18 protein-coding genes and 1 pseudogene are annotated in these 26694 nt (G+C 60.3%); 3 read left to right on the forward strand and 16 right to left on the reverse strand.

From position 1 onward, the window contains the following. The 12 genes and pseudogenes from CAPSK01_RS22085 to CAPSK01_RS06065 form a co-directional block, all read right to left on the reverse strand. Positions 1-304 (reverse strand): annotated as a pseudogene (locus CAPSK01_RS22085) (hypothetical protein); the annotation flags it as partial. 157 nt (positions 305-461) lie between these two features. Further along, positions 462-1664: an acetyl-CoA C-acyltransferase gene (locus CAPSK01_RS06015; RefSeq protein ID WP_034923695.1), complete on the reverse strand. Its 1203-nt coding sequence runs from the start codon at positions 1662-1664 to the stop codon at positions 462-464. Positions 1665-1684: 20 nt separating this feature from the next. Then, positions 1685-4072, reverse strand: a complete 2388-nt coding sequence (locus CAPSK01_RS06020) for a 3-hydroxyacyl-CoA dehydrogenase/enoyl-CoA hydratase family protein (RefSeq protein WP_034923698.1) — start codon at positions 4070-4072, stop codon at positions 1685-1687. Between the two features lie 214 nt (positions 4073-4286). Beyond that, positions 4287-5621 carry an outer membrane protein transport protein gene (locus CAPSK01_RS06025; RefSeq protein WP_273703185.1) on the reverse strand — a complete coding sequence of 445 codons (1335 nt, stop codon included), beginning with the start codon at positions 5619-5621 and terminating at the stop codon, positions 4287-4289. Positions 5622-5842: 221 nt separating this feature from the next. Beyond that, positions 5843-7948 carry a 3-hydroxyacyl-CoA dehydrogenase NAD-binding domain-containing protein gene (locus tag CAPSK01_RS06030; protein ID WP_034923701.1) on the reverse strand — a complete coding sequence of 702 codons (2106 nt, stop codon included), beginning with the start codon at positions 7946-7948 and terminating at the stop codon, positions 5843-5845. A 146-nt stretch (positions 7949-8094) separates the two neighbouring features. Next, complete coding sequence (locus CAPSK01_RS06035) at positions 8095-9291, reverse strand: acetyl-CoA C-acyltransferase (RefSeq protein WP_034923704.1); 1197 nt, start codon at positions 9289-9291, stop codon at positions 8095-8097. A gap of 37 nt (positions 9292-9328) precedes the next feature. After that, entirely contained in the window at positions 9329-11713 is a 2385-nt protein-coding gene (locus tag CAPSK01_RS06040) for a 3-hydroxyacyl-CoA dehydrogenase NAD-binding domain-containing protein (RefSeq protein ID WP_034923706.1), read from the reverse strand. Positions 11714-11832: 119 nt separating this feature from the next. Further along, entirely contained in the window at positions 11833-12678 is an 846-nt protein-coding gene (gene phaZ, locus CAPSK01_RS06045; protein WP_034924059.1) for a poly(3-hydroxyalkanoate) depolymerase, read from the reverse strand. Between the two features lie 123 nt (positions 12679-12801). Further along, positions 12802-14487 carry an alpha/beta fold hydrolase gene (locus tag CAPSK01_RS06050; RefSeq protein WP_034923709.1) on the reverse strand — a complete coding sequence of 562 codons (1686 nt, stop codon included), beginning with the start codon at positions 14485-14487 and terminating at the stop codon, positions 12802-12804. A gap of 89 nt (positions 14488-14576) precedes the next feature. After that, positions 14577-16190 (reverse strand): long-chain-fatty-acid--CoA ligase, encoded by a 1614-nt coding sequence (locus tag CAPSK01_RS06055; protein WP_034924062.1) that lies wholly within the window; start codon positions 16188-16190, stop codon positions 14577-14579. Between the two features lie 63 nt (positions 16191-16253). Then, the gene (locus CAPSK01_RS06060; protein ID WP_034923711.1) at positions 16254-16670 is read right to left on the reverse strand and encodes a MaoC family dehydratase; all 417 of its coding nucleotides are present in this window, start codon (positions 16668-16670) and stop codon (positions 16254-16256) included. 11 nt (positions 16671-16681) lie between these two features. Then, positions 16682-17122 (reverse strand): MaoC family dehydratase N-terminal domain-containing protein, encoded by a 441-nt coding sequence (locus tag CAPSK01_RS06065; RefSeq protein WP_034923714.1) that lies wholly within the window; start codon positions 17120-17122, stop codon positions 16682-16684. Positions 17123-17303: 181 nt separating this feature from the next. Here CAPSK01_RS06065 and CAPSK01_RS22090 point away from each other — a divergent pair, with 181 nt between their 5' ends. Further along, a complete protein-coding gene (locus CAPSK01_RS22090) occupies positions 17304-18323 on the forward strand; it encodes an AraC family transcriptional regulator (protein WP_273703186.1) in 1020 nt (339 codons plus the stop codon). A gap of 56 nt (positions 18324-18379) precedes the next feature. On the opposite strand, the gene pcaF is transcribed toward CAPSK01_RS22090, so the two are convergent. From pcaF to paaN, 4 genes are all read right to left on the reverse strand, one after another. Further along, positions 18380-19585, reverse strand: coding sequence for a 3-oxoadipyl-CoA thiolase (gene pcaF, locus CAPSK01_RS06075; protein ID WP_034923717.1), 1206 nt, complete (start codon positions 19583-19585; stop codon positions 18380-18382). Continuing rightward, positions 19578-20903: a phenylacetate--CoA ligase PaaK gene (gene paaK, locus CAPSK01_RS06080; RefSeq protein ID WP_034923720.1), complete on the reverse strand. Its 1326-nt coding sequence runs from the start codon at positions 20901-20903 to the stop codon at positions 19578-19580. Before paaK ends, pcaF begins: the two co-directional genes overlap by 8 nt. A gap of 161 nt (positions 20904-21064) precedes the next feature. Further along, on the reverse strand, positions 21065-21856 hold the full coding sequence (gene paaG, locus CAPSK01_RS06085; protein ID WP_034923723.1) for a 2-(1,2-epoxy-1,2-dihydrophenyl)acetyl-CoA isomerase PaaG: 792 nt from the start codon (positions 21854-21856) through the stop codon (positions 21065-21067). A 232-nt stretch (positions 21857-22088) separates the two neighbouring features. Further along, positions 22089-23750, reverse strand: a complete 1662-nt coding sequence (gene paaN, locus CAPSK01_RS06090) for a phenylacetic acid degradation protein PaaN (RefSeq protein WP_034923727.1) — start codon at positions 23748-23750, stop codon at positions 22089-22091. A gap of 522 nt (positions 23751-24272) precedes the next feature. On the opposite strand from paaN, the gene CAPSK01_RS06095 reads away from it, so the two are divergent. Beyond that, positions 24273-25298 carry a hypothetical protein gene (locus tag CAPSK01_RS06095; RefSeq protein ID WP_273703187.1) on the forward strand — a complete coding sequence of 342 codons (1026 nt, stop codon included), beginning with the start codon at positions 24273-24275 and terminating at the stop codon, positions 25296-25298. An 81-nt stretch (positions 25299-25379) separates the two neighbouring features. Further along, positions 25380-26441, forward strand: a complete 1062-nt coding sequence (locus CAPSK01_RS06100; protein ID WP_034924070.1) for a 2Fe-2S iron-sulfur cluster-binding protein — start codon at positions 25380-25382, stop codon at positions 26439-26441. The last annotated feature ends 253 nt before the right edge of the window (positions 26442-26694 follow it).

A 26694-nucleotide genomic window follows, 5' to 3' on the forward strand; every position in this document is an offset into this window, starting at 1 on the left:
CCGGCTCGGCACCTGCCGGCGCGTCGGGTGCGGCGACGGACGCGCTTCCGCTGGGCGGAGGCGCAGCGACTGTCACGACCGGATCGACCGCTGCCGCGGCTGCTCCCTGCGCCGACGCCGATTCCTGGACTGCCGCGTAAGCCGCCGCCTGCGCGGCCTGCGCCGCCAGCGGCGGTGACGTGATGACGCCGCGCTGCAGGCGCCGCATGCGCAGATAGAGGAGGATGATGTAAGCGACCAGCAGCACGATGACCGCGATCAGGCCTTCGCGCCACCCCAGACTGCCCAGTAGATCGAGATCCATTGCACGCCTTCGTGACCCTTTCCGGCAGACATTATGCCAGACACTTGGTCCGCCTCAAGAATCATCTTTCAGCGCTGTCCCGGTCCTCGCTCACCGCCAAGGCACGAAGGCCTCGCCCGAAAAATCCGGGCGAGGCCTTCGTACCGCCGGAGGAATTCTAGCGGATCGCTTCAAACAGCCCGGCGGCACCCATACCGGTGCCGATGCACATGGAGACCATGCCGTAACGCTGTCCAGTGCGTTGCATCCCGTGCAGCAGCGTTGCCGTCCGAACGGTTCCGGTGGCGCCAAGGGGATGGCCGAGAGCGATCGCGCCACCGAGCGGATTCACCTTGCCCGGATCGAGGTTCAGCGTGCGCATCACGGCCAGCGCCTGCGCGGCAAAGGCTTCGTTCAGCTCAAACCAGTCCACTTCGTCCTGCCTGATTCCGGCCTGCCTGAGCACCCGAGGAATCGCCTCGACCGGGCCGATACCCATGACCTCGGGCGGCACACCCGCCACCGCGTAGGCGGCAAAGCGCGCTAGCGGCTTGAGATCGAACTGCCTGAGGATTTTTTCCGAAACCACCAGTACCGCCGCTGCACCGTCGGACATCTGCGAACTGTTGCCGGCGGTCACCGAACCGCGTGCGGCAAACACCGGCCGCAAGCGGGCGAGGTTTTCGATGCTGCTGTCCAAACGTGGTCCCTCGTCGTTCTCGGCCAGAAACTCCTTGACCATCACTTCGCCGCTTTGCAGGTTCGGCACGCGTGCGCTGACCAGATAGGGCGATATCTCGGCCTTGAAGTGACCCGCGGCGATCGCCGCACAGGCCTTCTGATTCGAGGCGAGGGCGAAGGCATCCTGGTCTTCGCGCGAGATCTTCCACTGCGCGGCAACCTTCTCGGCGGTGATTCCCATCCCGAAACCAATCGCGTAATTCTCTTCGGCCTCGAAAATCGCCGGATTGATGGCGATTTTGTTGCCCATGATCTGGTTCATCAGTGACATCGTTTCGGTTCCCCCGGCGATCATCACATCGGCTTCACCGAGGCGAATGCGATCAGCCGCCATCGCCACCGTCTGCAGGCCGGAAGCGCAGAAGCGGTTGACGGTGACCCCGGGAACGGTGTTCGGCAGGCCCGCCAGCAGCAGGCCAATGCGCGCGACGTTCATACCCTGCTCGGCCTCTGGCATCGCGCAGCCGACGATGACATCCTCGACCAGCGCCGGGTCAAGCCCTGGCACCTGCGCCATGACCGACCGGATGGCGTGCGCCAGCATGTCGTCGGGACGAACGTGGCCCAACAGGCCCTTGCGTCGGCCCACCGGCAGACGGGTGGCAGCAACGATGTAGGCGTCCTGAATCTGTTTGCTCATGATCTGTTCTCCTTGCTCGCTCAGTTACGCAGCGGCTTGCCGGTTTCCAGCAGGTGCTGGATACGCTGCTGAGTTTTCGGGTTTTTCAGTAGTTCGACGAACAGCTTGCGCTCGACGGTCAGCAGCCACTGCTCGTCAACCAGGGACCCGGTCTCGATGTCGCCACCACACAGTGCTGTCGCCGCAGCTTTGGCGACCGCATAGTCGTGTGCTGAAATCATGCCGCCCTCCTTCATGTTGGCAAGCAACATGACACAGTTGGCAATGCCGGTGCGCCCGGCAACCTTGATCCCGCGCGGTGACAGGCGCGGGTAGTAGCCCGCCTCGGCAAGACCGCGTGCTTCACGCAGCGCCACGTACAGCAGTTCGTGGGCATTGAAAACGATCTTGTCCGTGTCGACGGCAAAACCGAGTTCCCTGGCCTGCGCGCCACTCTTCGACACGGTGGCCATGGCAATGGTCATGAATACCGGCTGGATGAATTCAAAGGGGTCGTTGCCAGCGGTCCTGGCGGCCTGCTGCGCGGCGCGGATGGCGAACTCCTTGCAGCCACCGCCGGCAGGGATCAGTCCGACACCGGCTTCGACCAGACCGATGTAGCTCTCGAGTGCAATCACCCGCCTGGTCGCATGCATGACGAACTCACAGCCGCCACCCAGTGCCATTCCCTGCACCGCCGCGATCACTGGCACCTTGGCGTACTTCAGGCACATCGACGCATTCTGGAATTCGCCGACATATCTTTCAAGGAGATCGAAATCGCCGTCGGCAATCGCCTCGGCAACTTCCTTGAGGTTGGCACCAAACGCGAAAGGCGCCTCGTGCCACAACACCAGGCCCTGATAATCGGCTTCGGCACGCGCCACGGCCTCCTGCAGACCGACGATCACGTCACGACCGAGCGTGTGGTTGCGCGTCTTGACGCTGACGATGGCAATGCCGGGATCGATCTGCGGTAGCGTCCACATCCGGACGCCATCGTTCTCCCAGACCGTGCTGCCGGCGATGGTGTTTTCTCCCAGCACCCGATCGGGGAAGATCTGCCGCTGATAGACCGGCAAGGTCGAGCGCGGTCGATAGGCGTCGGCACTCGCCGAGTAGGAACCCTGGGCGCCATGCACCCCTTCCTGCGCAACGCGATCAAAGACCCAGGCCGGCAGTGCAGCCTGGCTCATCGCCCGGCCGGCATCGATGTCGGCCCGGACCGCTTCAGCAATCGCCAGCCAGCCAGCCGCCTGCCAGCTCTCGAACGGGCCCTGTGACCAGCCGAAGCCCCAGCGCATCGCGAAATCGAGATCGCGGGCGTTGTCGGCAATGTCGGCCAGATGGTAAGCGGCGTAATGAAAGATATCGCGGAAGATCGCCCACAGGAACTGCGCCTGCGGGTGCTCGCTGGCGCGCAACTGTGCGAACTTCTCGGCCGGGTCACGGTTCTTGAGGATGGCCAGCACGCTCGGGTCGATGTCGGCCGCACTGTCACGGTAGTCCTGGAGAGTCAGGTCGAGCACCTTGATCGCGCGGCCATCCTTACGGAAGATTCCGCAGCGCGTCTTCTGACCGAGCGCGCCCTGGCCAATCAGCGCCGCGAGCCATGCCGGCACGCCGAAGTAGCCGTGCCAGGGATCTGCGGGCAAGGTATCCTGCATGGTCTTGACGACATGCGCCAAGGTATCGAGACCCACGACGTCGGCGGTGCGATAGGTGGCACTCTTCGGGCGGCCGATGATCGGACCGGTCAGCGAATCGACGACGTCGAAACCGAGTCCGAGGCGCTGAGTGTGATACATCACCGCGAGCATCGAGAAGACCCCTACGCGGTTGGCGACGAAATTCGGCGTATCGTGCGCACGCACGATACCCTTGCCGAGGCGCGAGACCAGCCATGTTTCAAGATCGTCGAGCAACGCCAGGTCAGTGGTGCGGGTCGCGATCAGTTCGACGAGAGGCATGTAACGCGGCGGGTTGAAGAAATGGATGCCGCAGAAGCGCGAACGCAGCGCTTCCGGCAGACCTTCGGAGAGGCGCTTGATCGACAGCCCCGAGGTGTTCGAGGCGATGATCGCAGCGGGCGAAACGAAGGGTGCGATCTGGCGATACAGATCGTCCTTCCACTCGGTTTTTTCGGCGATGGCTTCGATGATCAGGTCGCAATCCCTGAGCTGATCGAGGTGCTGCGAATAATTGGCGATGTCGATGTAGTCGACACGGTCCTTCGTTGCCAGCGGCGACGGCTCCAGCTTCTTGAGCGCGTCGATGGCTCTCCTGACGATCCCGTTGGGATCGCCTTCCCTGGCCGGCAGATCGAAAAGCACCACCGGCACTTCGGCATTTGCGAAGTGCGCTGCGATCTGCGCGCCCATCACGCCCGCTCCGAGTACGGCGGCCTTGCGTACGATGAAGTTGCTCAAGCTGTCCTCCTTGTCTGGTCTTTCTGGTCGTTGATGTTCGCCGGGAACACCCCGCAAAGGCTCTGCACAAAGCCGATAAAACGAACGTTTGAATTATACGCAACCTGGAGGTAGCGTCAACCGAAATGCGGAAAACGCTCGGCGCCGATACGTCAATGGCAGGCAAAAAAAAGCCCCGGAATCCGGGGCTTTTCTGGCGAACCGTGGAACGCGATCAGAAAGCGATCGAGTACTGTGCGCCGAGAATCCAGACGCTGGAATCGTAGTCACCAATGACCGTGCCACGACCTTCAGCGCTCTTGTTGCTGTTGATCTTGGTGTTCTGGAGGTACAGATACGCCAAGCCGAGTTCAAGCGTCTGTTCCTTGGCCGGCTTCCATTGGGTGCCGAAGGTAAACCACGTACGATCGTTGTCCGGCAATGCGGTCAATCGTGTACTCGCATTCTTGACCGGCGTCTGGTCATAGGCGAGACCAAACATGAATTTCAGCGTGTCGGTGTAACGGTAGTTCGCCCCCAGGGCAACACGCCAGGTATCCTCGAAGAGCGCGGTCAGCGTCTCCGCAGTCCGGCCGGTCTGCGGTCCCGAGGTACGGACAATGTCTACATTCTTGATCGAACTCCAGCCCGTCCAGGAGACATCGCCGAGCATCTCCCATTGATCGCTGAGTTTTTGTGTCACGCTCAGAACGAAGGTATCCGGCACCTTGATACTGGCCTTGACATCACTCTGCCGGCCGGAGTTGATCAGCGCCAAGGCCGTCGCGTTGGCTGCCGGCGTGCCATTGCTGCTCAGTTTCGAAGTGCCCTCGGTATGGTATTGAATGGCCGAGCGATATGACACGCCGACCTTGGTCGCCGGAGAGAGGGTAAACAAGGCGCCGATGTTCCAGCCCCAGGCATCATCGTTGATACTCAGGTGGGCTCTGACCCCGGAAGCGCCCGGGACGATGGCTGCCTGGCGAAAGTAATCCGCCTCGATTTTCTGCCAGCTCACGCCGGCGCCCAGCGATACCATGTTGTTAACCCGATAGGCAATCGACGGGTTGATGTTGATCGTCTTGATGTCGAACTCGTCCGACTGCGCACTGCCTTTCCAGGGTTTGTCATACTTCGTCTTCAGGCCAAAAGGTGCACCGATGCCCAGACCAACGTACAAATCCCGGTTTACCGCCCAGGACAGGTAGCCATTTGGAACGACCGCCCAACCGCCGGCGTCGCCACCGTCACCCACGGCATTGAAGACGCCCACCTGGGACGCGCTGTTGTCGAACTTGAAACTCGGTTTCACCGCCGTCAGGCCACCGGAGACTTCACGCGCCTGCAGCTGCGTCATCCCCGCCGGGTTCCAGAAGATCGTGCTGGCATCGCTGGCCTTGGCTGCGGAACCGGCGTAGGCATTACCCAGGCCGCTGCCCTGCTCCAGCAACTGAAAACCCGACGCAGCGACCGTGCCCGACAAGGCGGCCAACAACAGCGCCGGAATCAACTTCATCGCAATCCTGTGTGCCATCTCCAACTCCCCCTTGAAAATATGTGGTATCAACATGGCGTCCTCCGTGTCGATATGATGTAAGCGTGGTTCTCGCGGCACGCCCCGGAAGCTATTCTGAATTGCTATCCTAAGTCCTTGCACAAGAAAGATCTGCAAGCATTCGGCGTGATGCCGCGCTCACTTGCACACATGTTGCTTTATTACAACACGGAGGCGCCTTGCCGGCACGTGTGGCAGTGCCACCGTGTTCGTCTCCTCTCCTCGGCAAACGCGCCTCAGTCAGACAGCAGCCTCTGGGGATAGAGGGTCCGACCGCTCGCCACCAGTTCCCGGAGCAGCGGCGCCGGTGTCCAGAAGTCCGGGCCGAAACGCTCACAGTAGTCTTCGATGGTAGCCAACACCCGCGCCAGGCCCAATTGATCGGCGTAAAAAAGAGGGCCGCCTCGCCACGGCGGGAATCCGTAACCGTTGAGCCAGACCATATCGACATCGATGGGACGCGCGGCGACGCCTTCGGCAAGAATCTTCGCGCCTTCGTTGATCATGGAGAAGAGACAGCGTTCAACGATCTCCTGATCATCGATCATTCGACGCTCGATTCCTCGAGCCCGCGAATGCTTGACGATCAGTTCCTCAATCGCTGCATCCGGCAGTGGCGTTCGGCTTCCGGATTCGTAGCGGTACCACCCGGCACCGGTTTTTTGACCCAATCGTCCAAGCTGACAAACCTGATCGAGAAGATCACAGTCGCGCACGCCTGGCTTGCGAAGCGGTGCCCTGGCCTTGCGGTTGCGCCAGCCGATATCGAGGCCGGCGAGATCGCTGACCGCAAAAGGTCCCATCGGAAATCCGAAATCGACCAGCGCCGCGTCCACCTGCTGCGGTAGCGCCCCTTCTTCCAGCAGGAACCAGGCTTCGCGTGTTCTTTGCGCGAGCATGCGGTTGCCAACGAAACCATCGCATCCCCCGACGAGAACGGCGATCTTGCCGAGTTTCTTGCCGAGTTGCATGACCGTCGCCAGGACCTCCGGCGCAGTCCTGTCCGTGCGCACGTTTTCCAGCAAGCGCATGACGTTGGCTGGACTGAAGAAGTGCATTCCCACCACATCCTGCGGTCGCCGCGTGAATTCGGCAATCTGTGCGACATCGAGATAGGAAGTATTGGTGGCGAGAATGGCGCCCGGTTTGGCAATCGCGTCCAGTTGTTCGAACACCTGACGTTTGACATCAAGGTCTTCGAAAACGGCTTCGACGACCAGGTCGACCTCGGCAAGCGCCTGCCAGTCCAGCGTCGGATGGATGCACTCAAGCCGGCGCTGCATGTCCTGCGGCGACAGCGTGCCGCGCGACACGCTGGCCTGATAGTTTTTCCTTATTGTCGCCATTCCTCTTTCCAGCGCCAGTGCTTCGACTTCCTTGAGCAGGACGCTGAAACCGGCATTGGCGAAACACATGGCAATTCCGCCACCCATCGTGCCGGCGCCAAGGACGGCGACCTGCACGATTTCGCGAGCCCGTACGTCGGCGGCCAGCCCCGGAACCTTGGCCACCTCGCGCTCGCCGAGGAAGGCGTTGCGCAGTGCTGCCGCCTGTGCCGAGGCCCGACGTTCGAGAAACAACTCGCGTTCGCGCCGCAACCCATCGTCGAAAGACAGGCTGGCCGCTGCGGCAACCGCTTCGATCGCCGTCAAGGGCGCTTGCAGGTGTCGCTGCTTCTCGCTCACCTGCCGTCGTGCTTCCTGAAAAATCTCCGCTGCCACCGGTGCTACCGGCAAGGTACCCGTACGCCGCGGGACGGCGCCCGGTGTGGCAAGCCGGCGTGCGGCGGCGATCGCCGCGGCTTCCAGATCGCCCTTTGCGATTTCGTCGATGGCGCCGATTTCCAGCGCCCGTTCGGCAGCGATGATTGCGCCGCTGCTGATCATCTGCAAGGCCGTCGGTACGCCCACCAGGCGCGGCAATCGCTGCGTACCACCCGCGCCGGGGATGACCCCCAGCCTGACTTCCGGCAGGCCGACCTTGGCCGTCGCCGTGGCAATCCGGTAATGGCTGGCCAGCGCAATCTCGAAGCCGCCGCCCAGCGCCGTCCCGTGTAGCGCCACGACCACCGGCTTGAGCGCGTTCTCGATGGCCTGCGTCACCGCCGGCAAATGCGGCTCCTGCGGCGGTCGGTCAAACTCGCTGACGTCGGCACCAGCGATGAACGTTCGCCCGGCGCAAAGAATGATCGTCGCACGGACTTCTGTGTCCGCTTCCGCCTGCCGGATCGCGTTCAACAAACTGGCACGTACCTCCCGGGCCAGCGCGTTTACCGGCGGATTATCCACCGTGACCAAAGCGATTTCGCCATCGCGACGATAACTGACAAGACCTGACGACATGCTGGGAACTCCGATGGGGCGCCCTGGCCCTCTCCAAGAAAGAAAAACGCCGACCCGGCCGTTCGATGACCGGTCTGTACGCAACAAAGGCTCCGGAGGACCGCTGGACGGTCCCCCGGAGCATCAGACCTTGGCCGGGGTACGACTCAAAGCGCTTCGAAAATGCCGGCGGCACCCATGCCGTGACCGATGCACATGCTCACCATGCCATACTTCATCTTCTCGCGACGCAGGCCATGCAGCAGCGTGGCCACCTTGATGGCGCCAGTCGCTCCCAGGGGGTGACCGAGAGCGATCGCTCCGCCCAGCGGGTTAACACGCGCCGGATCGAGCTCGCAGGTACGCATGACCGCCAGCGCCTGGGCGGCGAAGGCTTCGTTCAGCTCGATCCACTCCAGGTCGGATTTCTGCAAACCGGCCTTCCTGAGCGCGTCGGGAATTGCTTCGACTGGACCGATGCCCATGATCTCGGGCGGCACACCGCGAACCGAATAACTGACGAATCTGCCCAGCGGCTGCAGGTCGAACTGCTTCAGGATCTTCTCCGAAACCAGCAGTACCGCCCCAGCGCCGTCCGACATCTGCGAACTGTTGCCTGCCGTCACCGAACCCCTGGCAGCGAATACCGGCTTCATCTGCGCCAGTTTTTCCGGCGTCGCGTCAGCACGCGGCCCTTCGTCGTCCACCACCACCCGTTCGACGAGCCTGACCTCGCCGGTGGCGGGGTCGGGTACGCGGGTCTTGACGGTAAACGGAGCCGTCTCGGCCGTGAACTTGCCTTCGCGTATCGCGGCAATCGCCTTTTGATTCGATCCCGCCGCGAAGGCGTCCTGGTCTTCGCGTGCAACCTGCCAGCGCTCGGCCACTTTTTCGGCCGTGATGCCCATCCCGAAAGCGACGCCGAGATTGTCGTTGCCTTCAAAAATACTGGGGTTGATGACGACCTTGTTGCCCAGCATGGTGACCATGCTCATCGTCTCGGTACCACAACCGATCATTACGTCGGCGTCTCCGAGGCGAATCCGGTCGGCCGCCATGGCGACCGCTTGCAGACCCGACGAGCAGAAGCGGTTGACCTGCACGCCCGGAACACCGTGCGGCAAACCGGCCACCATCGCCGCCATGCGCGCGACGTTCAGGCCCTGCTCGGCTTCGGGCAAGGCACAACCGGCGACGATATCGTCGATCAGCGCCGGGTCAAGCGCCGGCGCTTGACCCAGGACCGTCCTGATGGCGTGTACCAGCATGTCATCCGGGCGGGTGGTCTTGTAGTAACCGTTGCGCTTTCCGATCGGCAGGCGCGCCGCAGCGACAATATAGGCGTCTTGAATTTGCTTGTTCATCTCAAACTCTCCGAAAATCAACGTAAATCATGGTCGCTCAATTGCGCAGGGGCTTGCCGTTTTCGAGCATGTAGGTCATGCGCTGCTGCGTCTTCTCGTTCTTCAGCAGCTCGACGAACTGACGACGCTCGATGCCGAGCAGCCAATCTTCATCGACCAGCGTTCCCGGCTCGACGTCACCGCCGCAGAGCACCAGGGCCGACGCTTCGGAAACCACATAATCGTGCGCACTCATGAATCCGCCTTCGCGCAGGTTCACCAAATCCATGTGCAAGGTCGCATTGCCGGGACGGCCAACCACCTTGATCGCGCGCGCCGGCATGGGGGGTCGATAAGCGCCTTCGAACATCGCCCGGGCCTGACGTATGGCGACGTAAGGAAGCTCGCGCGCGTTGAACAGGACGGTGTCGCTCTCCGCCGCAAAACCCATGCTCTTGGCGTCGATGGCGTTTTTCGAGGTCATGCCGCGGATGATCGAACCGAAGGCTTTCTGGATCTCTTCCCAGGGATCCTGCCGGCCGCGGCGCATGGCTGCTTCGGATGCCCGACGCGCCATTTCCTTGCAGCCGCCACCCGCCGGGATCAGACCGACACCCGCTTCAACCAGCCCGATGTAGCTCTCCAGCGCCATGACGCGGTGCGCGCAATGCATCGCCACTTCGGCTCCACCGCCGAAGGCCATCCCATCCACCGCAGCAACGGTCGGCACCTGGGCAAAGCGTAGTGCCTTGGTGGCGCCCTGAAAATGGGCAACCACCTTGTCAAGTTCATCCCATTTTTCTGCCTTGACCAGTTGCATCACCTCGAGCAGATTGGCACCGACTGCAAACGGGGCGTCATGGTAGACGACCAAGCCATCGAAATCGGCTTCGGCCATCGCCACGGCCTGATAAATTCCTTCGACAACCTCCTTGCCAAGCGAATGCATCTTGCTCTTGAACGACAGAATGGCGATGCGAGAATCCACCTTGGACATGCGCCAGATACGCACGCTGTCGTTCTCCATCAAGGTTTCGCCACGCTCGTGTTGCTCGCCGACGATCAGGTCGGGGAACAGTTGGCGACCATAGACCGGCAGACTCGAGCGGGCTTTGAGCGCGTTCTCGGCTGCCGAATAGGAACCTTCAGCCTGATGTACATGGTCGCGCGCGGCCACCCAGGCGGGTAGCGGAGCGCTCGACATCGCCTTGCCGGCGGCGATGTCCTGTTCGATGGCTTCGGCGATGGCCTTCCAGCCAGCGGACTGCCAGATCTCGAAGGGTCCTTGCGCCCAGCCGTAGCCCCAGCGCATGGCAAAGTCTACGTCGCGAGCGTTATCGGCAATCTCTGCCAGATGATAGGCGCAGTAATGAAAGACATCGCGGAACATCGCCCACAGGAACTGCGCCTGCGGATGAGCGCTGGCGCGCAAGGCGGCGAAACGTTCCGCGGCATTCCGGTTCTTGAGGATCTGTTCGACTTCCGGGGCGACACCTGCGCCTGCAGGCTGATAATCCAGCGACGCCATGTTGAGGACATGAATGTCGCGTCCCACCTTGCGGAAAACGCCGCCACCCGCCTTCTGCCCCAGCGCGCCTTTGCCAATCAGGGCGGCCAACCACGCCGGGACCTTGAAGTGCTCGCGCCAAGGATCGTTGGGCAGGGTCTGCTGTTGTGAATCGGTCACGTGCGCCAGCGTGTCGAGACCGATCACGTCAGCGGTGCGATAGGTGGCGCTCTTGGGCCGGCCAATGCGCGGCCCGGTCAGGGCGTCGACTTCGTCGAACCCGAGCTTGAACTGCTCGGTGTGATACATGACCGCCAGAATCGAGAAAAGACCCACCCGGTTGGCGACAAAACTCGGCGTATCCTTGGCGCGAACAACCCCCTTGCCCATGCGGGTCACCAGCCAGGATTCGAGTGCGTCGAACATGGCCGCATCGGTCGCCGCAGCCGGAATCAACTCGACCAGTTGCATGTAGCGCGGCGGGTTGAAGAAGTGCACCCCGCAGAAGCGTGACCGGCGCTCGGCCGGAAAAGCCTCGGACAACTGGTTGATCGAAATGCCGGAGGTATTCGAAGCGACGATGGCCTGGTCGCTCAGATGCGGCGCAATCTTGTGATACAGGTCGACCTTCCATTCAATCTTTTCGGATATCGCCTCAATGACCAGGTCGCATTCGCGCAATTTATCGAGATGCTGGTCATAGTTGCCGACATCGATATTCGCCAGCCGGTCTCTGGTCACCAGCGGCGCCGGTTGCATTCTCTTCAACCCCTCGACGGCCTTCCTGACGATACCGTTGGGATCACCCTCCTTGGCGGCCAGATCGAACAAAATGACCGGCACGTCTGCGTTGGCCAAGTGCGCCGCAATCTGTGCGCCCATCACACCGGAACCAAGAACTGCCGCTCTGCGAATAACAAGACGTTGCGAACTCATGCTTCTCCTCCAAAAAAAACGGCGTATCGCGCCGCTCAAGAAAATGGCCTGGCGCTCCAGCCCGCACAAGGACACTGCGGTTGGAGCCACCAAGCGCAACAGCAATCAATGACCGGCCTTCACCGCGAATGTGCCGCCGGCAGGAGCGCCGGCTGAACCGCCGTGCTACGGCGCTCATCGAGAAAGCGACGGACGATTGGTACGGCCATTTCTGCCTGGGTGACCAGAAAGAGATGCCCGCAATCGAGCTCCACCAACTCGGCATTGGGAATCAGGGCCTTCATGATCTTCCCATTGACCGCTGGCACCAGAGGGTCGTCACGACCCACCATGATCAGCGTCGGCTGCTTCACCGTGAACAGCCAATGGACACTGGTCCAGCCCCAGATGGCGTACATCTGTCCGAGGTAGCCAAGCGTGCGCGGGGGAACGATCTCGCTCATGTGCTGCCGGGCATACTCCGGGTTCTTGCGGAATATCCCTCCGTAGATGGTGTCAGCGTGCTTCACGATCGACTCCGCATCGTTGAAGCGGCTCGATGACATCAGCTTCCACAAGGCGCGCGGGTCGCCCGGCACAGCGAACAAACCGGTAGACGTCGCGGCCAGGATCAGGCGACGGCAGCGACCCGGAAAACTATGCGCGAATTGCTGCGCCAAAGCTCCTCCCCATGACACGCCGAGCACGTCAACCTGCCCGTAGCCCAGTTGGGTCAACATGCCCGCCACCAGCTTCGCGAGACCACCCATTCTCAACGGCATGACCGGCGTCGCCGAGGCACCGGTTCCCGGCACGTCGAAGGCAATCACCTCGGTGTTGGGCAATTGTTCGGCAAAAGGTCGCAGCACCTCGATGCTGCCCCCGATTCCATTGATGAGCAGCAGTGGCGTGCCGCCTTGTCGATCCGAGGGCCAGATGGCCACACGAATCCGCTGTTTTCCTACATCGACCATCTTGATTTTCATTGTCAACCCCTTGCCAAAGGCAACGCCGAACTGCCGGCGTCGCGACTTCATATTGCCTACCCCAAGACATCGCAGATCCGGTCCGGCAACCTTGGTCGCCGGCCGACCAGCCCGGGTATTCGATCAGGGCTCCAGAACATAGGTACCCGGTGCCGGATCCATCGGCTTGTGCGATGCGTTACCCAATTCCTTCGGTGCTGCAACCAACTCACCCGAGCGCTCGTTCAGCCAGACGATCCATCTGTCCCACCAACTGCCGTGGTTAGTCTTGGCGCCCGCCAACCACTCCTCGGGATCCGCCAGGCGTGCCGGATTGGTGAAGTAAATGGACTTCTTGTTGCCCGGCGGGTTGATCATCGCCTGAATGTGTCCGCTATTGCTCAGGACGAACTCGCACTTGCCACCAAAGAACATCGTGGACTCATAGCAGTTCTTCCAGGGCGTAATGTGGTCCGTGTCGCCGGCCATGGCAAAAACGTCGCACTCAACCTTCTTCAGATCAATCGGAATACCGCCCGACTCGAACTCACCCGGGTGGGCAAGATACTTCCGGGCCACGATGTCCATCAATTCCGTGTGGAACTTTGAAGTCAGGCGGGTATTGTCGCAGTTCCAGTACAGAATATCGAATGCTGGCGGCTTGTTGCCCATCAAGTAATTGTTGACCCAGTAGCTCCAGACCAGATCGTTGGGACGCAGCCAGGCAAACATCCTGGCCATTTCCTTGCCATCCAGGACACCTTTCTTGGCCGTGTGCTTGCGAGCCTTGTTCAGGAGCCCTTCGGTCGCCATCATTCCCATGATCGAGTCTGTGGGCATATAAAGAATGGTCACGTTGAGCGTGAAGGAATTGACCAGGCGTTCCTGGCGCGCAGCCATTTGCGCCAGCATCACCGAGCCGATGATCCCACCTGCACAGCCACCCCAGATGTTGCAGTCCTTCGCCCCCGAAACATCCAGAGCGGCCAGCAGTGCCTCGCGAGCGGAACTGGCATAGGTATTGAAGTCCCAGTCGCTATGTTCTGGTTTCGGATTACGCCAACTGATGATGAAGACTTGCTGCCCCTTTTGCAGGAGGTAGCGGACCATGCTCTTCTCCGGCGTCAAGTCCATGATATAGAACTTGTTGATCGGCGGTGGCAGCATCACGAAGGGGCGCTGGTGAACCTGTGGCACCAGCGGCTTGTATTGAATCAGTTCGACGAGATCGTTGCGGAACACCACGGCACCTTCGCTCATGGCGAGATTCTCGCCCACCTTGAAGGCGCTCTTGTCGACCATGCTGGGCATCCCGCCTTCATTGACCAGATCGTGCAGCATGTTCTTGGCGCCCCGCTTGAAGCTCTCGCCGCCGGTCTCGAGCATCTTCTTGAGTGCTGCCGGATGGGCCATGCTATTGGTTGGCGAGAACGCGTCCGTGAACAACGAAATGAAGAAGCGGGCACGCTCACGGTCAGTCTCATCGACCTTCAGATCATCGATCACCGATTGCCAGTACGCATTGTTGGCCAGATACGCCTGCATCGTCCGCCGATACATCGGGTTCTCATGCCAGGAGGGGTCGGCAAAGCGCCGATCGGTCTTGTCCGGGGCGAGTGTCGACTTGCCGGCCAGAATCTTGAACATCTCGCCCGCCAGCGACGCCTGATGCTTGAAAACACTGACGGGATCGCGAAAGGGTGATGCGAGAACCGCCTTCAGCGTTTCCTTGAATCCCCGACTCTCAAATCCCAGATCCGGCGGCACCCAACCAATGATGTCTTCAACATTTTCCACCATTGCCTTATCCGTTTTTGCAACCCTACTCATGGCCTTTTCCTTTCATTGAATTGCCATATACCACCAGAAGTCCGACCCGTGGGAGCATGCCTTGTGGCAAGACCCTAGCCGTTGCGGAGCTATTCGCCCTCTGCGGGCAATTGAAAATCCACATACTGCTTGCGGAGCGCAAGTTTCGAGAGTTTGCCTGTCGCGGTCATCGGCAACTCTGGAACGAACTGAACATCGTCAGGAATCCACCACCTGGCAACCTTGCCCTCGAACCAGGCAAGCAACTCTTGTCTGCTCACGGATTGGCCCGGCCTCAGCACGGCGACCAGCAATGGGCGCTCGCCCCACTTGTTGCTGGCGACGCCAATGGCCGCAGCCATCGCCACCGCCGGATGCAATGTGGCGATGTTCTCCAGTTCGATTGAACTGATCCATTCCCCTCCGCTTTTGATCATGTCCTTCGAACGGTCGGTAATCCTGAGATAGCCTTCCCCATCGATAGTCGCGATGTCGCCCGTGGGGAACCAGCCGTCGATCAGCGCACTCCGATCGCTTTTGAAATAAGTGTCTACCGTCCACAATCCGCGAACCTGCAGTTCTCCGACGGATTGCCCATCGCATGGCACCGCTTCCCCCTCTTTCCCGACCAGGCGCAGGTCGACGCCAAATAGCGGCCGACCGTGATTGGTCTTGAACTCCAGCAACTGGTCTGGGCTCCACTTGGCGTGCTTACGCTTGGTCGTCGTCAACGTGCCGATCGGGCTGAGTTCGGTCATTCCCCAACCAGGCAGGGCCTCGACGCCATAGTCGTGCCACATGGTACGAATAATCGAAAACGGGCAGGATGAGCCGCCAACGAGAAATCGCCGCAAACTGCCAAATTCGAGTCCGTGCGCTTGCATGTAATCGATCACCCCTTGCCAAACGGTTGGCACCGCCCCAGCAAAGGTCACTCCCTCGGCTTCGAACAGCCGGTACAGGCTCTCGCCATCCGTATTCATCCCGGCAAGGACCAACTTGCTGCCGACCATCGGACAGGTGTAGGGAAGACCCCAGCCATTGGCGTGAAACATCGGCACGATCGGGCACACGACCTCACTGGCCGAAATCGACAAGGCGTCGGGTAAGGCCGTCGCCAGGCTGTGCAGCAAGGTCGTGCGATGCGAGAACAGGACACCTTTGGGGTTGCCGGTCGTTCCGGAGGTGTAGCAGAGCAGACAAGCCGTATTCTCGTCGAACGAGGGCCATTCCAGCAGACTTGGCTGGCGCGCCAGCAGTGCCTCGTAAGACTGGGCGAAAGGCGTGTCCGCCGGGATGCTTTCCGGCTCGACCAAGGCAACCCAATACTTCACCCCCGGACAGCGATGTCGCAGTTCGGCGACCAGCGGGGCAAAAGAGGTGTCGAAGAAGAGCGCCACGTCTTCGGCGTGGTTGATGATGTAGACGATTTGCTCGTGAAACAGGCGTGGATTGATCGTGTGGCAAATCGAGCCAAGACAGGGAATCGCAAAATACAATTCCAGGTGCCGATAGGTGTTCCAGCCCAGGGTAGCAATGCAGGCTCCCTCCCCCAGGCCGAGGTCCAGCAGCGCTCTTGCCGCCTGCCGCACGCGCTGCGCGAGATCGCGGTAAGTGTAGCGATGAACCTGGCCCGCAGGCATTCGGCTGACGACCTCTTCGTCGCCGTGATACTTCTCGGCATGTGTCAACACACTGGAGAGCAGTAGCGGCTCCTTCATCATTTGTGCCAGCACGGTCGTTTCTCCTGACTTTTGCTCGTCGCAGTCCGATGGCCACCATGCCCCTCAGGGCAAACAGACCACCGCCTCGCCGGCAATCTTGACTTCACCCTCCTGATTACGGGTCTGGATCTCCAGCTTGGCCCGCCGTTCGCCGTTTTCTTCGAAGATCTCGACCACCTGTCCACTACAGGTCACGCGATCGCCAAGATGGGTGATCCCCAAAAAGCGCACCGACCAGGTACGCAGCTGCGACTGCGGTACCCAGGCAGTCAGCAGGCGCCCGAGCCAGGCCATGCTCAGCATGCCGTGCGCAAACACGTCGGGCATTCCCGCCTTGCGCGCAAAATCGATGTCGATATGAATCGGGTTATGATCGCCGGATGCGCCGGCGAACAAGGCCAGCGTCGTACGCGTGACCGGCGGCAGTTTCAACTCGGGAATGATATCGCCCACATTGACCACAATATTCTGTTCGACCATCTCACCCTCTCCTAGTTGCGAACCACGATGACACTACGGAACTCTGCCGCCAGTTCACCGCTGGCGTTGGTGACGCTCGAATCACGGATGATGAACTCCAAAGCACCGCCCTTCTTGTCGTAGATGTCGGAAATCCTCGAACATACCGTGACCGTCTCACCGGCACAGACCGGCTGGTAATAGGTGTAGCCCTGCTCGCCATGCAGGATTTTCCCCAGCGATACGCCCATTTTTGCCAAAGTACTGAACAGTTCATTCGAGTCCAAATCAGCCGCCAGCAGGAAAGTCGGAGGTACCGGCAAGTCGCGGTAACCAGCCGCTTGTGCCGCCCCCTGATCCAGATAGATCGGATTGCTTTCGCCGATCGCCTGCGCGAAGAATTTCAACCTTCCTCTTTCAATATCAAAGCGTACTTCTGGTCCTGTGTAGCCAATCCACTTCTTGTCGATCATCTCTGCCTCCCAAAATCGGGTATCACCCGCAGGTGTCCTGCCTCACCCGGTTGTCAATAACTACCCTGATTCGTCACTTGCCACGTTGCAGATCCTAAAGTAAAGGATGACCCGCACGCCATTGCACTGAACGCCTAAAAATTGCAAAATTTGCCAAAATTCCCAAGGAACTTTCGTGACCATGAACTCGCCTCCGATCTCCGTACACATCGGCTTCGTACGCGAAACGCTGGGCGGACTCAAACTTCGCCAGCAGGATCCGCTGCCGTTTCTGGAACGTGCGAACATCCCGCGCGAGTTGATCGAATTGCCATTGGCACGCATCTCCGGAACGCAATACCAAACCCTGGTGCTTTCGCTGATGGACGACCTGGACGATGAAATGATGGGCCACCTTGCCAAGCCACTGCGACGGGGCTCCTTTGTCTTCCTTGCCCGTGCATCGCTGTTTGGTGCACTGTCGCTATACGTGGTGCTGGCACGCTGGGTCAAAGCCCACCGCCTGTTGACCGACGAGATCCACCTGAGCTTCCGCAAGGAAGGCGACGTTGCCTGGATCACCTTGACCGGGCCCTCCTCCCGCTCCCAACAACACCCGACTTTCCTGCCGGTCGTCTATTTCAAGAGTCTGCATATCCTTGCTTCCTGGCTCATCGGCGAACGCATCAAATTGACGGCAGTACGTTTCACGGGGCCATGTCCGATACACGGCGACGAATACGCTCATTTGTTCCCCGGCGAAATTGCCTTTTCCGCACCCGTATCGGCCATGGGCATCCCGGTGCCTTACCTTGACCGGGCAGTCAGCCAGGATGTCGACTCTCTACACCAGTTCCTGCGCGCCGCGCCGGGAAATCTGCTGTGGCAATATCGCGCCACCGACCTGCTCAGCGAGAAAATCCGTGCCATCCTGAAAGATGCGCTGCCGGCGCATGTGGACATTGCCGAAGCCGCACAAGCAGTCGGGTTTTCGCAGCGGACCTTGCACCGCAGGCTGATTGGCGAAGGGACCAACTTCCAGGAAATCAAGGACGGTCTGCGCCGCGACGTCGCGATCGACTGCCTCGATCACTCTCGCCTGTCGATCGAAGAAATCGCCGAACACATCGGTTTTTCGGATGCTGCTGCGTTCTACCGGGCGTTCAAGACCTGGACCGGCGTGGCTCCCGGCGTCTATCGGCAGCGCACGCTGAAAACCTGATCCAGGAAAAGGATCGCCGGGCGGCCAGGTTCCCGGCCGCCGCCCGGCAAGAACCCTCAGACCCGTTCCAGCAACATCGCAATGCCTTGTCCGACACCGATGCACATCGTACATAGGGCATAACGGCCGCCGCGTCGCCGCAGCTCGTAGGTAGCCGTTGTCGCCAGCCTTGCCCCGCTCATTCCCAGAGGATGGCCGATGGCGATGGCACCCCCATTGGGGTTAACCTGTTCAGCATCATCAGGCAGGCCCAATTGCCGCAACACGGCCAGCCCCTGCGCTGCAAACGCTTCGTTCAACTCGATCAAATCGATGTCCATGAGATCGATACCCAGGCGCGCGAGCAACTTGCGCGTCGCAGGAGCCGGCCCGATCCCCATGATGCGCGGTGGAACGCCGGCGACTGCGGCACCGACGATGCGCGCCTTGGGAACCAGTCCATGACGCGCTGCCGCCGCCTCGCTGGCAACAAGCAGCGCACACGCGCCATCATTGACTCCGGACGCGTTACCGGCAGTGATCGTCCCGCCATTCCTGACCACTCCCTTCAGCGCTGCCAGCGCTTCCAGCGTCACCTCCGGACGCGCATGCTCGTCACGGGCAAAGCGCTTGGGCTCGCCCTTCTGCTGCGCAATCTCGACGGCCAGAATCTCGTCTGCGAAACGGCCGGCGGCATCGGCGGCCGCCCAGCGCTGTTGGCTACGCCACGCGAATGCATCCTGATCGCCGCGACTGATGGCAAACTCGGCGGCCACGTTCTCGGCCGTTTCCGGCATCGAGTCGATCCCGTACGTGGCCTTCATTTTCGGGTTAACGAAGCGCCAGCCGATGGTCGTATCAAACACCTCGACACTGCGCTGGAAAGCGCTTGCGGCCTTGCCCATGACGAACGGTGCCCGCGACATGCTTTCGACACCACCGGCAATCATCAAATCCGCTTCCCTGGCGCGAATCGCGCGTGCGGCCTGGGCAATCGCGTCCAGACCGGAACCGCACAAGCGATTGAGAGTGGTTCCCGGGACCTCCACTGGCAGGCCCGCAAGAAGGACGGCCATGCGCGCCACATTGCGGTTGTCTTCACCGGCCTGGTTGGCGCAACCATAGATCACGTCATCGACCTGCTCCCAGGCGACACCCGGATTGCGCTCGACCAAGGCCCGAATCGGCAGGCTGGCCAGATCGTCGGCCCGTAAAGTAGCCAGGCTGCCTCCATAGCGACCGACCGGCGTTCGCACCGCGTCGCAAATGAACGCTTCAGCCATTACCCAACCTCTTGTCGATGACCCGCTTGGCCTTGCCCACCAAGGTTCTGGTGATCGAGTTTGGCGGCAGGACCTGGACCTGGGTTGACACGCCGATCAGCGACTTGATCGTCTGCTGCAAACGCCGACCCACGCTGGCGACTTCGGCCGGGGACATTTGATTGGCGACGCTTGGCTGCAGCTCGCACATCACTTCCATCTGGTCCATGAGGCCATCGCGGGAGACCACGATCTGGTATTGTCCGGATAATTTGTCGTCACGGAGGATCATTTCCTCGATCTGTGTCGGAAATACGTTCACCCCACGGATGATCAGCATGTCGTCGGAACGACCCACAATTTTCGCCAGCCGCCGGAAGGAGCGCGCCGTCGGCGGCAGCAAACGGGTCAGGTCGCGAGTCCGGTAGCGAATGACCGGGAAAGCCTCCTTGGTCAGAGAGGTAAACACCAGTTCTCCCTCCTCGCCATCGGCGCATACTTCACCGGTTTCCGGGTTGATCACTTCCGGGTAGAAATGGTCTTCCCAGATCACCGGACCATCTTTCGTTTCCACGCATTCACTGGCTACGCCCGGGCCGATGACCTCCGAAAGACCATAGATATCCACCGCATCGAGACCCATCTTGGATTCGATTTCGCGACGCATCTCGTTGGTCCAGGGCTCGGCTCCGAAAATTCCCACCTTCAGCGAGCAGTCGCGACCGTCAAGGCCCTGATTGGCGAACTCTTCGGCGATCACCAGCATGTACGAAGGGGTAACCATGATGATGTCGGGCTTGAAATCCTGAATGATCTGGACCTGTTTTTCGGTATTGCCGCCGGACATCGGAATTACTGTACAACCCAGGCGCTCGGCGCCATAGTGCGCACCCAGGCCACCGGTGAATAGTCCGTAACCGTAAGTCACGTGCACGATGTCGCCGGGCCGCCCGCCAGCGGCGCGGATCGACCGCGCCACGACATTGGCCCACATGTCTATGTCGTTACGGGTATACCCGACCACCACCGGTTTGCCGGTGGTGCCCGACGAGGCGTGCACGCGCACCACTTTCTCGCGCGGCACGGCAAACAAGCCAAAAGGATAGTTGTCCCGCAAATCAACCTTGGTCGTGAACGGGAACTTCGCCAGGTCTTCAAGACTGCGCAAATCGTCCGGATGGACACCCGCAGCGGCAAAAGTCCGTTGGTAGTGCGGAACATTGTCATACGCATGTTTCAGGCTCCACTTCAAGCGCTGCAATTGCAATGCCGAGATTTCGTCGCGGCTGGCGGTTTCAATGGGCTCCAAATCTCCCGGCTGGGGGGTTTTGCTAGGCACGATCTCCTCCTGGGTTAGAAATATGACGGAATACTACTCCTCGGGTGACGGTGGATGAATCTGCTGCAACTGTGGCAGGCGAAACTGGATGGATATTTCGCAGCCTCACTGACGCCTCACCGCCAACATGGCGCCAGCCGTGTTACCAGGGGGCGGATAGTCTATTTGCCGGCATACCGCGGCGACCGCTTTTCCATGAAGGCACTGACGCCTTCCCGATAATCGTCACTGTGACCGAGTTCGCGCATGAAGTCGCGTTCGAGGTCGAGTTGCTGCTCCAGAGTGTTGAGATGGCTGGCGCGCATGGCCTGCCGGGTGCGGACCAGCGCCTTGGTCGGAGCCAGTGCGAGTTGTGCGGCCAGACGGTCCACCGTCTCGGCGAACTGCGCGTCATCGACACATGACCAGATCAAGCCCCATGCGGCCGCCTGTTCGGCTGCAAGCTTGTCTCCGAGCAAGGCCAGCCCCATCGCGCGCGCGACGCCGATGCGCTGCGGCAATACGTAAGTCCCCCCCGTATCCGGGATCAGACCGATCTTGCTGAACGACTGGATGAAGGATGCGGAACGGCTGGCCACAACCAGGTCGCAGGCCAGAGCAAGGTTGGCACCCGCGCCGGCGGCAACGCCATTCACTGCACAGATCGTGGGCATCGCCAGATTCTGGAGTGCCAGGACGAGCGGTTTGTAATTGTTCTCAACGCTGGCTCCCAGGTCCACGGGGGCCTCGCCAGGCAAGACACTTCGATCGGCCAGGTCCTGACCGGCGCAAAAACCTCTGCCAGCGCCACTGAGAACGAAGACGCGTGCCGTTCTGTCCTCGCGGAGCAGCGCCAGGGCTGCCCGCACTTCCGCGTGCATCTGTTCGGTAAAGCTGTTGAGGCGATCCGGTCGATTCAGCGTCAGACGCGCCACTCCGTCCACAACGGAGAAAAGAATAGTCTCGAAAGCCATGCACACCCCCTTCATTCACCAGGTTTTTGGGCAAGATCCCGGCCCAGGAACATTCTCCGTGCTCGCAAGCTGGCGGAGGAACGCTTTCGGCCACGGACCACTTCACTCTCGGTCTCGGCGCAACCACAGTGCACCGTCGGACGACCCTTGCAGACCAGCCTATTGGCTTCAGCGGCCGGGCGCGCCCTGCATACACCGCGGCCTTCGACCAAAGCGCCAGACACGTGAAGCGCTAGACGTGATAACGCCTTTGTACGACACGGAAACGGCTGGCGACGAATGCGGCATCGGCATAACAGGTCGTTGCCGCAGGATTGCCCCCGGTCGCATGGTAGTCAGAAAAAGCGGCTGACTGGTTGACATAAACCGCGCTGGTCAGGTTGATCGACAGTGCCACCTGTGCACGGCAAGTCGCAGCGATCACGGCTTCGACCACTTCGGGTTGCGTCGAATAGAGACCAACCGTCAAGGCACCGTGTTCGCGCACCAGGCGCTCCGACAACGCGACAGCGGCAGTGCTGTTCTGCACACGGACCAGAAAGCTGATCGGGCCAAAGCGCTCCTGCATATAGGCCCCTTCATCGGCAGCATCACATTTGAGAATGATGGGCGTGCGGACTTCTGCCATGGGATATTCCGCGTGCTCGATCTTGCGCGAAGCGACCACGACCTCGCCAAGCGCCGCCGCGTCGGCCAGCCGGGCCAGAGTGTCGGACGATTGAATGGCGCCGAGAACCGCAGTAGCGATTTCGGGTTTCGCCAACAAGCCGTCAAGCGCCGCCCCGAGATCCGCGCCAACCTGGTCGAAGCTCTTGTGCCCTTCATCGGTTTCAATGCCATCCGCCGGCACGATGATCGCTTGCGTCGTCGTACACATCTGCCCGGAGTAGAGCGCCAAGGTGAAAGCCAGATTCTTCAACATTCCCCGGTAGGCATCGGTGGATTCGATGATCACATTGTTCACACCAGCCAGCTCCGCATACACTTGCGCCTGCCGACAGTTCTCCTTCAACCATTCCCCGAAGGCGTTACTGCCGGTGAAGTCCACGGACTTCACCGCCGGATTGCCGGCCAGCGCCTGCGTCGTCTTGCGGTCTGAGGTCACCGCAAGCGTCACCAGATTCGGATCGATGCCGTTTTCCGCCAGCACTTCGCGGATGATCCTGACCGATATCGCCGCCGGCAGAATGGCGTTTTCATGCGGCTTGACAATCACGGCATTGCCTGTCGCCAGCGCTGCGAAAAGACCCGGATAGGTATTCCAGGTCGGAAAGGTTCCGCAACCAATCACCAAGGCCACGCCACGGCCAACAATCTCGAAGTGCTTGCGCATCGTCAGCGGTGGGTTCTTGCCCTGTGGTTTTTCCCAAAGTGCTTCGTTCGGAACAAACGACATCTCTCGCCAGGCATAGGCGACCGCTTCCAATCCGCGGTCTTGTGCGTGCGGTCCGCCGGCCTGGAATGCCATCATCCAGCCTTGCCCGGTGGTCATCATCACCGCATGGGCAATCTCGAAGCTGCGCTGATTGATGCGCTGCAGCGCCTCAAGGCAAATTCCGGTACGACCGTCGGCACCAACCTTCTGCCATGCCGGCATGGCCGCGAGACCGGCATCGATGAGCGCCTGCGGATCGCATTCCGGATAGCTGATCGACAGATCGACACCGTAAGGCGAGCGTTCGGACGCCAACGCCGCAATCCGCCCCGGCATGTCGAGCGGAAACTCCTGGCCACGCCAGGCGTCGATGGCGGCCTTGCCATCCTGCATCGCTGTTTCCCCATAGACCTTGGGGCTCGGAATCTCGGAATACTCTGACCAGTAGCCGCGAACACGAATCGCTTCAAGGGCGGCATCCAGAGTTGCACGGTGCCTTTCAAACAAGGGGTGAGCCATAGTTCCTCCACATAGTTTTGACATCAACGCCTCGCCCTCGCCAACGGCTCAACCAGGGCGGCGGCCTAGCAATAATCCTAATGAGAAACGTTACAAAGAACACGACGGACTGTCAAGGTCTTGTATCGATAATAACTCCATGCCAGATCGGAGGTACGATCTGAACGTACCCTTGATGGTGATAACATCAGGAAATTTATAAGATCTTTCGAACCCCATAGGCCATCCCCGATGATTCGGCATGCGCCTGTAGAACCGGGCGGCACCAACCTTAAAGTAACACACAAGTGGTTGACACACCCTAAAAACATGTAACATTATTAGGCCAATTGGCGGGTCGGCGAGTCTGACAACGGCAGATTTCCTGTGCCCCATCGCCTACCGTCCAAGGTTTGGGTTCCTAGCAGTTCTTTGATTTCGCAACGAGCGGCACCGCTCTGCGGACGGCTCCACAGCACCCCCCGCAACGCCACACCCACTGGTGTTTCGGGACCACGCAACCAAATTGAAAGGGAATCATCCATGTCGAAACATGAGCGCATCGCCGGCAAAATGGAATTGCCGACGGCAACCGAGCAGCCCAACATCTTTCCGCTAAGCTGGCCTGCCAAAACCAAAAAACTGGAAGACATTTGGGATTCTTCGCTGCGCGAAGCCTGGGACCCCAAAAAACTTCCCTGGAACACCCTGGATCTGTCGAAATACTCGTGGGAGCAACGGGAAGCCATCGCCTATTGGTGGACCATCCTGTCCGTTTTCGACGCATCCGCGCCCCCCGTATTTGCCGCGGCACTGATCAAGACCTACGAAGCCCACGAGGAAGAAGCCGTCAGGCGCTGCTTCTTCTCCGTGACTCGCGATGAACAGAACCACGAGCAACTGTGCGGAATGGCCATCACGAAACTGCTTGAACACCCCGATGTACTGACTTACGTTCCGAAAACGGAGATCGGCCGGAAGGCTCAGAAAAATGCGCACTGGCTGTACTACAACGGGTCCCGCTATTGGGAGGGGTACAAGACGGCAGTCCCCAAGTACAGTCTCGCCGTTCTTTTCAGCTCCTTCCTGATGGGCGAGATCGCCGCTGCGACGATCTTTCACCAGATGGCGGCGCAATGCGTGGAGCCGGTGTTCAAGGAGGCTTTCCGCAATGTTGGACGGGACGAAGGACGGCACATGGCCATTTGCATGTCGCTGATGGAGCGCGACTATCCCAAACTCGACCTCACGGATCGGCCGCTGATCACCAAGCAGATCCGTGCCGGATTCCTGTTCCTGTCAGGCGTTCTCTTCGAACCGCCAGAAGCTTTCTGGGATATTCCGGCTGACTTCATCGCCAACCAGCGCGAGGCCGAAGCCATCTCCCGCAGCGCGGGTTTCCACATCCCGGAGTATGAAGCAAAGAAGGACAACTGGCGCAACGCGATGCTCAACCTCAAGGGAGTTCTCGACAAGTTCGACATTCCCTTCCCGGCAATCCCCGAGGTGGGCATTACCGGCGAGGAGATTCGCGATGTGGACATGGAGGACATCATTCCAGTGTTCTAGACCGAAAACTTTTTCGTTGTTGGGGGAAGGTGGCCCGTTGCCGGGCCACTGTTGATCGCTCGGTTGAATACGTGAATGGCCATGAAACATATTCGTTTGCACCCTTCGGGACACATCGTCGAATGTCAGGAAGGTAGCGCGGTACTCGAAGCGCTGGAAGCCGCCGGTTATGCCTTGCCCAACAATTGTCGTGCCGGGGCCTGTGGAGAATGCAAGGTCAAGGTTTTAAGCGGCACCTTCGACCAGGGCTTCGTTCTGGACATGGCCCTTTCCCAGCAGGAGCGCCATGAGGGTTACGGGCTGATGTGCATGGCCAAACCGATTTCCGACGAATTGGTCATCGATTGGGGAACCGAGGATGCCCAGCCAAAACTCTTCCCGCCCCGAGAAAACCAGGAGTTCATCGTCGTCGATCGCCTGATGCGTACACCCCGCATTCTGGAATTGCGGCTGCGGCCACTGGCCTCACCCATGCGTTACTGGCCGGGACAATACATCATGCTCGGCTCACCCCAGTCCGGCATTCCCCCGCGCTCTTACTCGATTGCCAACGCCCCCCGACCAGACGGCGAAATCTCTCTGCAAATCACGCGCGTCGACGACGGCATCACCAGCGCATGGGTACACCAGCATCTGAATGTCGGCAACACCGTGACCTTGTCCGGACCCTATGGCACATTCATCGGTGATCCTTCGGTTGACGCGCCGGTGCTGTGCATTGCTGCCGGTTCCGGCCTGGCACCGGTACTGGCCCTGGCTGACGCGGCCTTGCGTCGTGGCTACAGCCAACCCGTCACCCTGTTGTTCTCTGCACGTACCACCCACGATTTGTATGAATCCGGCCTGATGGCATGGTGGCAAGCAAAACACCCGGGGTTTCGCTACATCTATACGCTGACACGCGAACAGCATGAGGGTCTCTGTGGCCGCGTGCCCCAAGTCCTCCCCTCGCTGTTCGACGATCTGTCGGATTTCTCCATTTTCATCGCTGGCAGCCCTGCTTTCGTTGAAAACTGTGTCTCGGCAGTAAAAGCCTTGGGCGCCAAGCCCAGGATGATTCATAGCGAAGGCTATTACCAACAACAACGGCCTGTGGTCGCACCCATCAGCCATATGGTCTCGCTTCAGACCCCGATCGGTTAAGGACGCGTTTTGGTGGACGCGCCCTTGACGACGGCCCGCCTGCACACCCGCTTCCCACGGCGACCCCAACACGATCGCAGACGCACGCGCTCGTCATTGCATGGGGATCTGACGGTCAAACTTCCCGCTGCAGGAAGCGCAGCACACTGGATACGGGCCATTCACCCCGCTCAAGAGCCAAAAGGAGGAAGGCCTATGTAGGAAGAGGAAGAACCTGTTTTCGCGGTTGGGGACTGACATCAAAAAAACCAGC

Origin of the sequence: Candidatus Accumulibacter vicinus (genome assembly GCF_000584955.1) — a bacterium.
GTDB classification, from domain to species: Bacteria; Pseudomonadota; Gammaproteobacteria; order Burkholderiales; family Rhodocyclaceae; genus Accumulibacter; species Accumulibacter vicinus.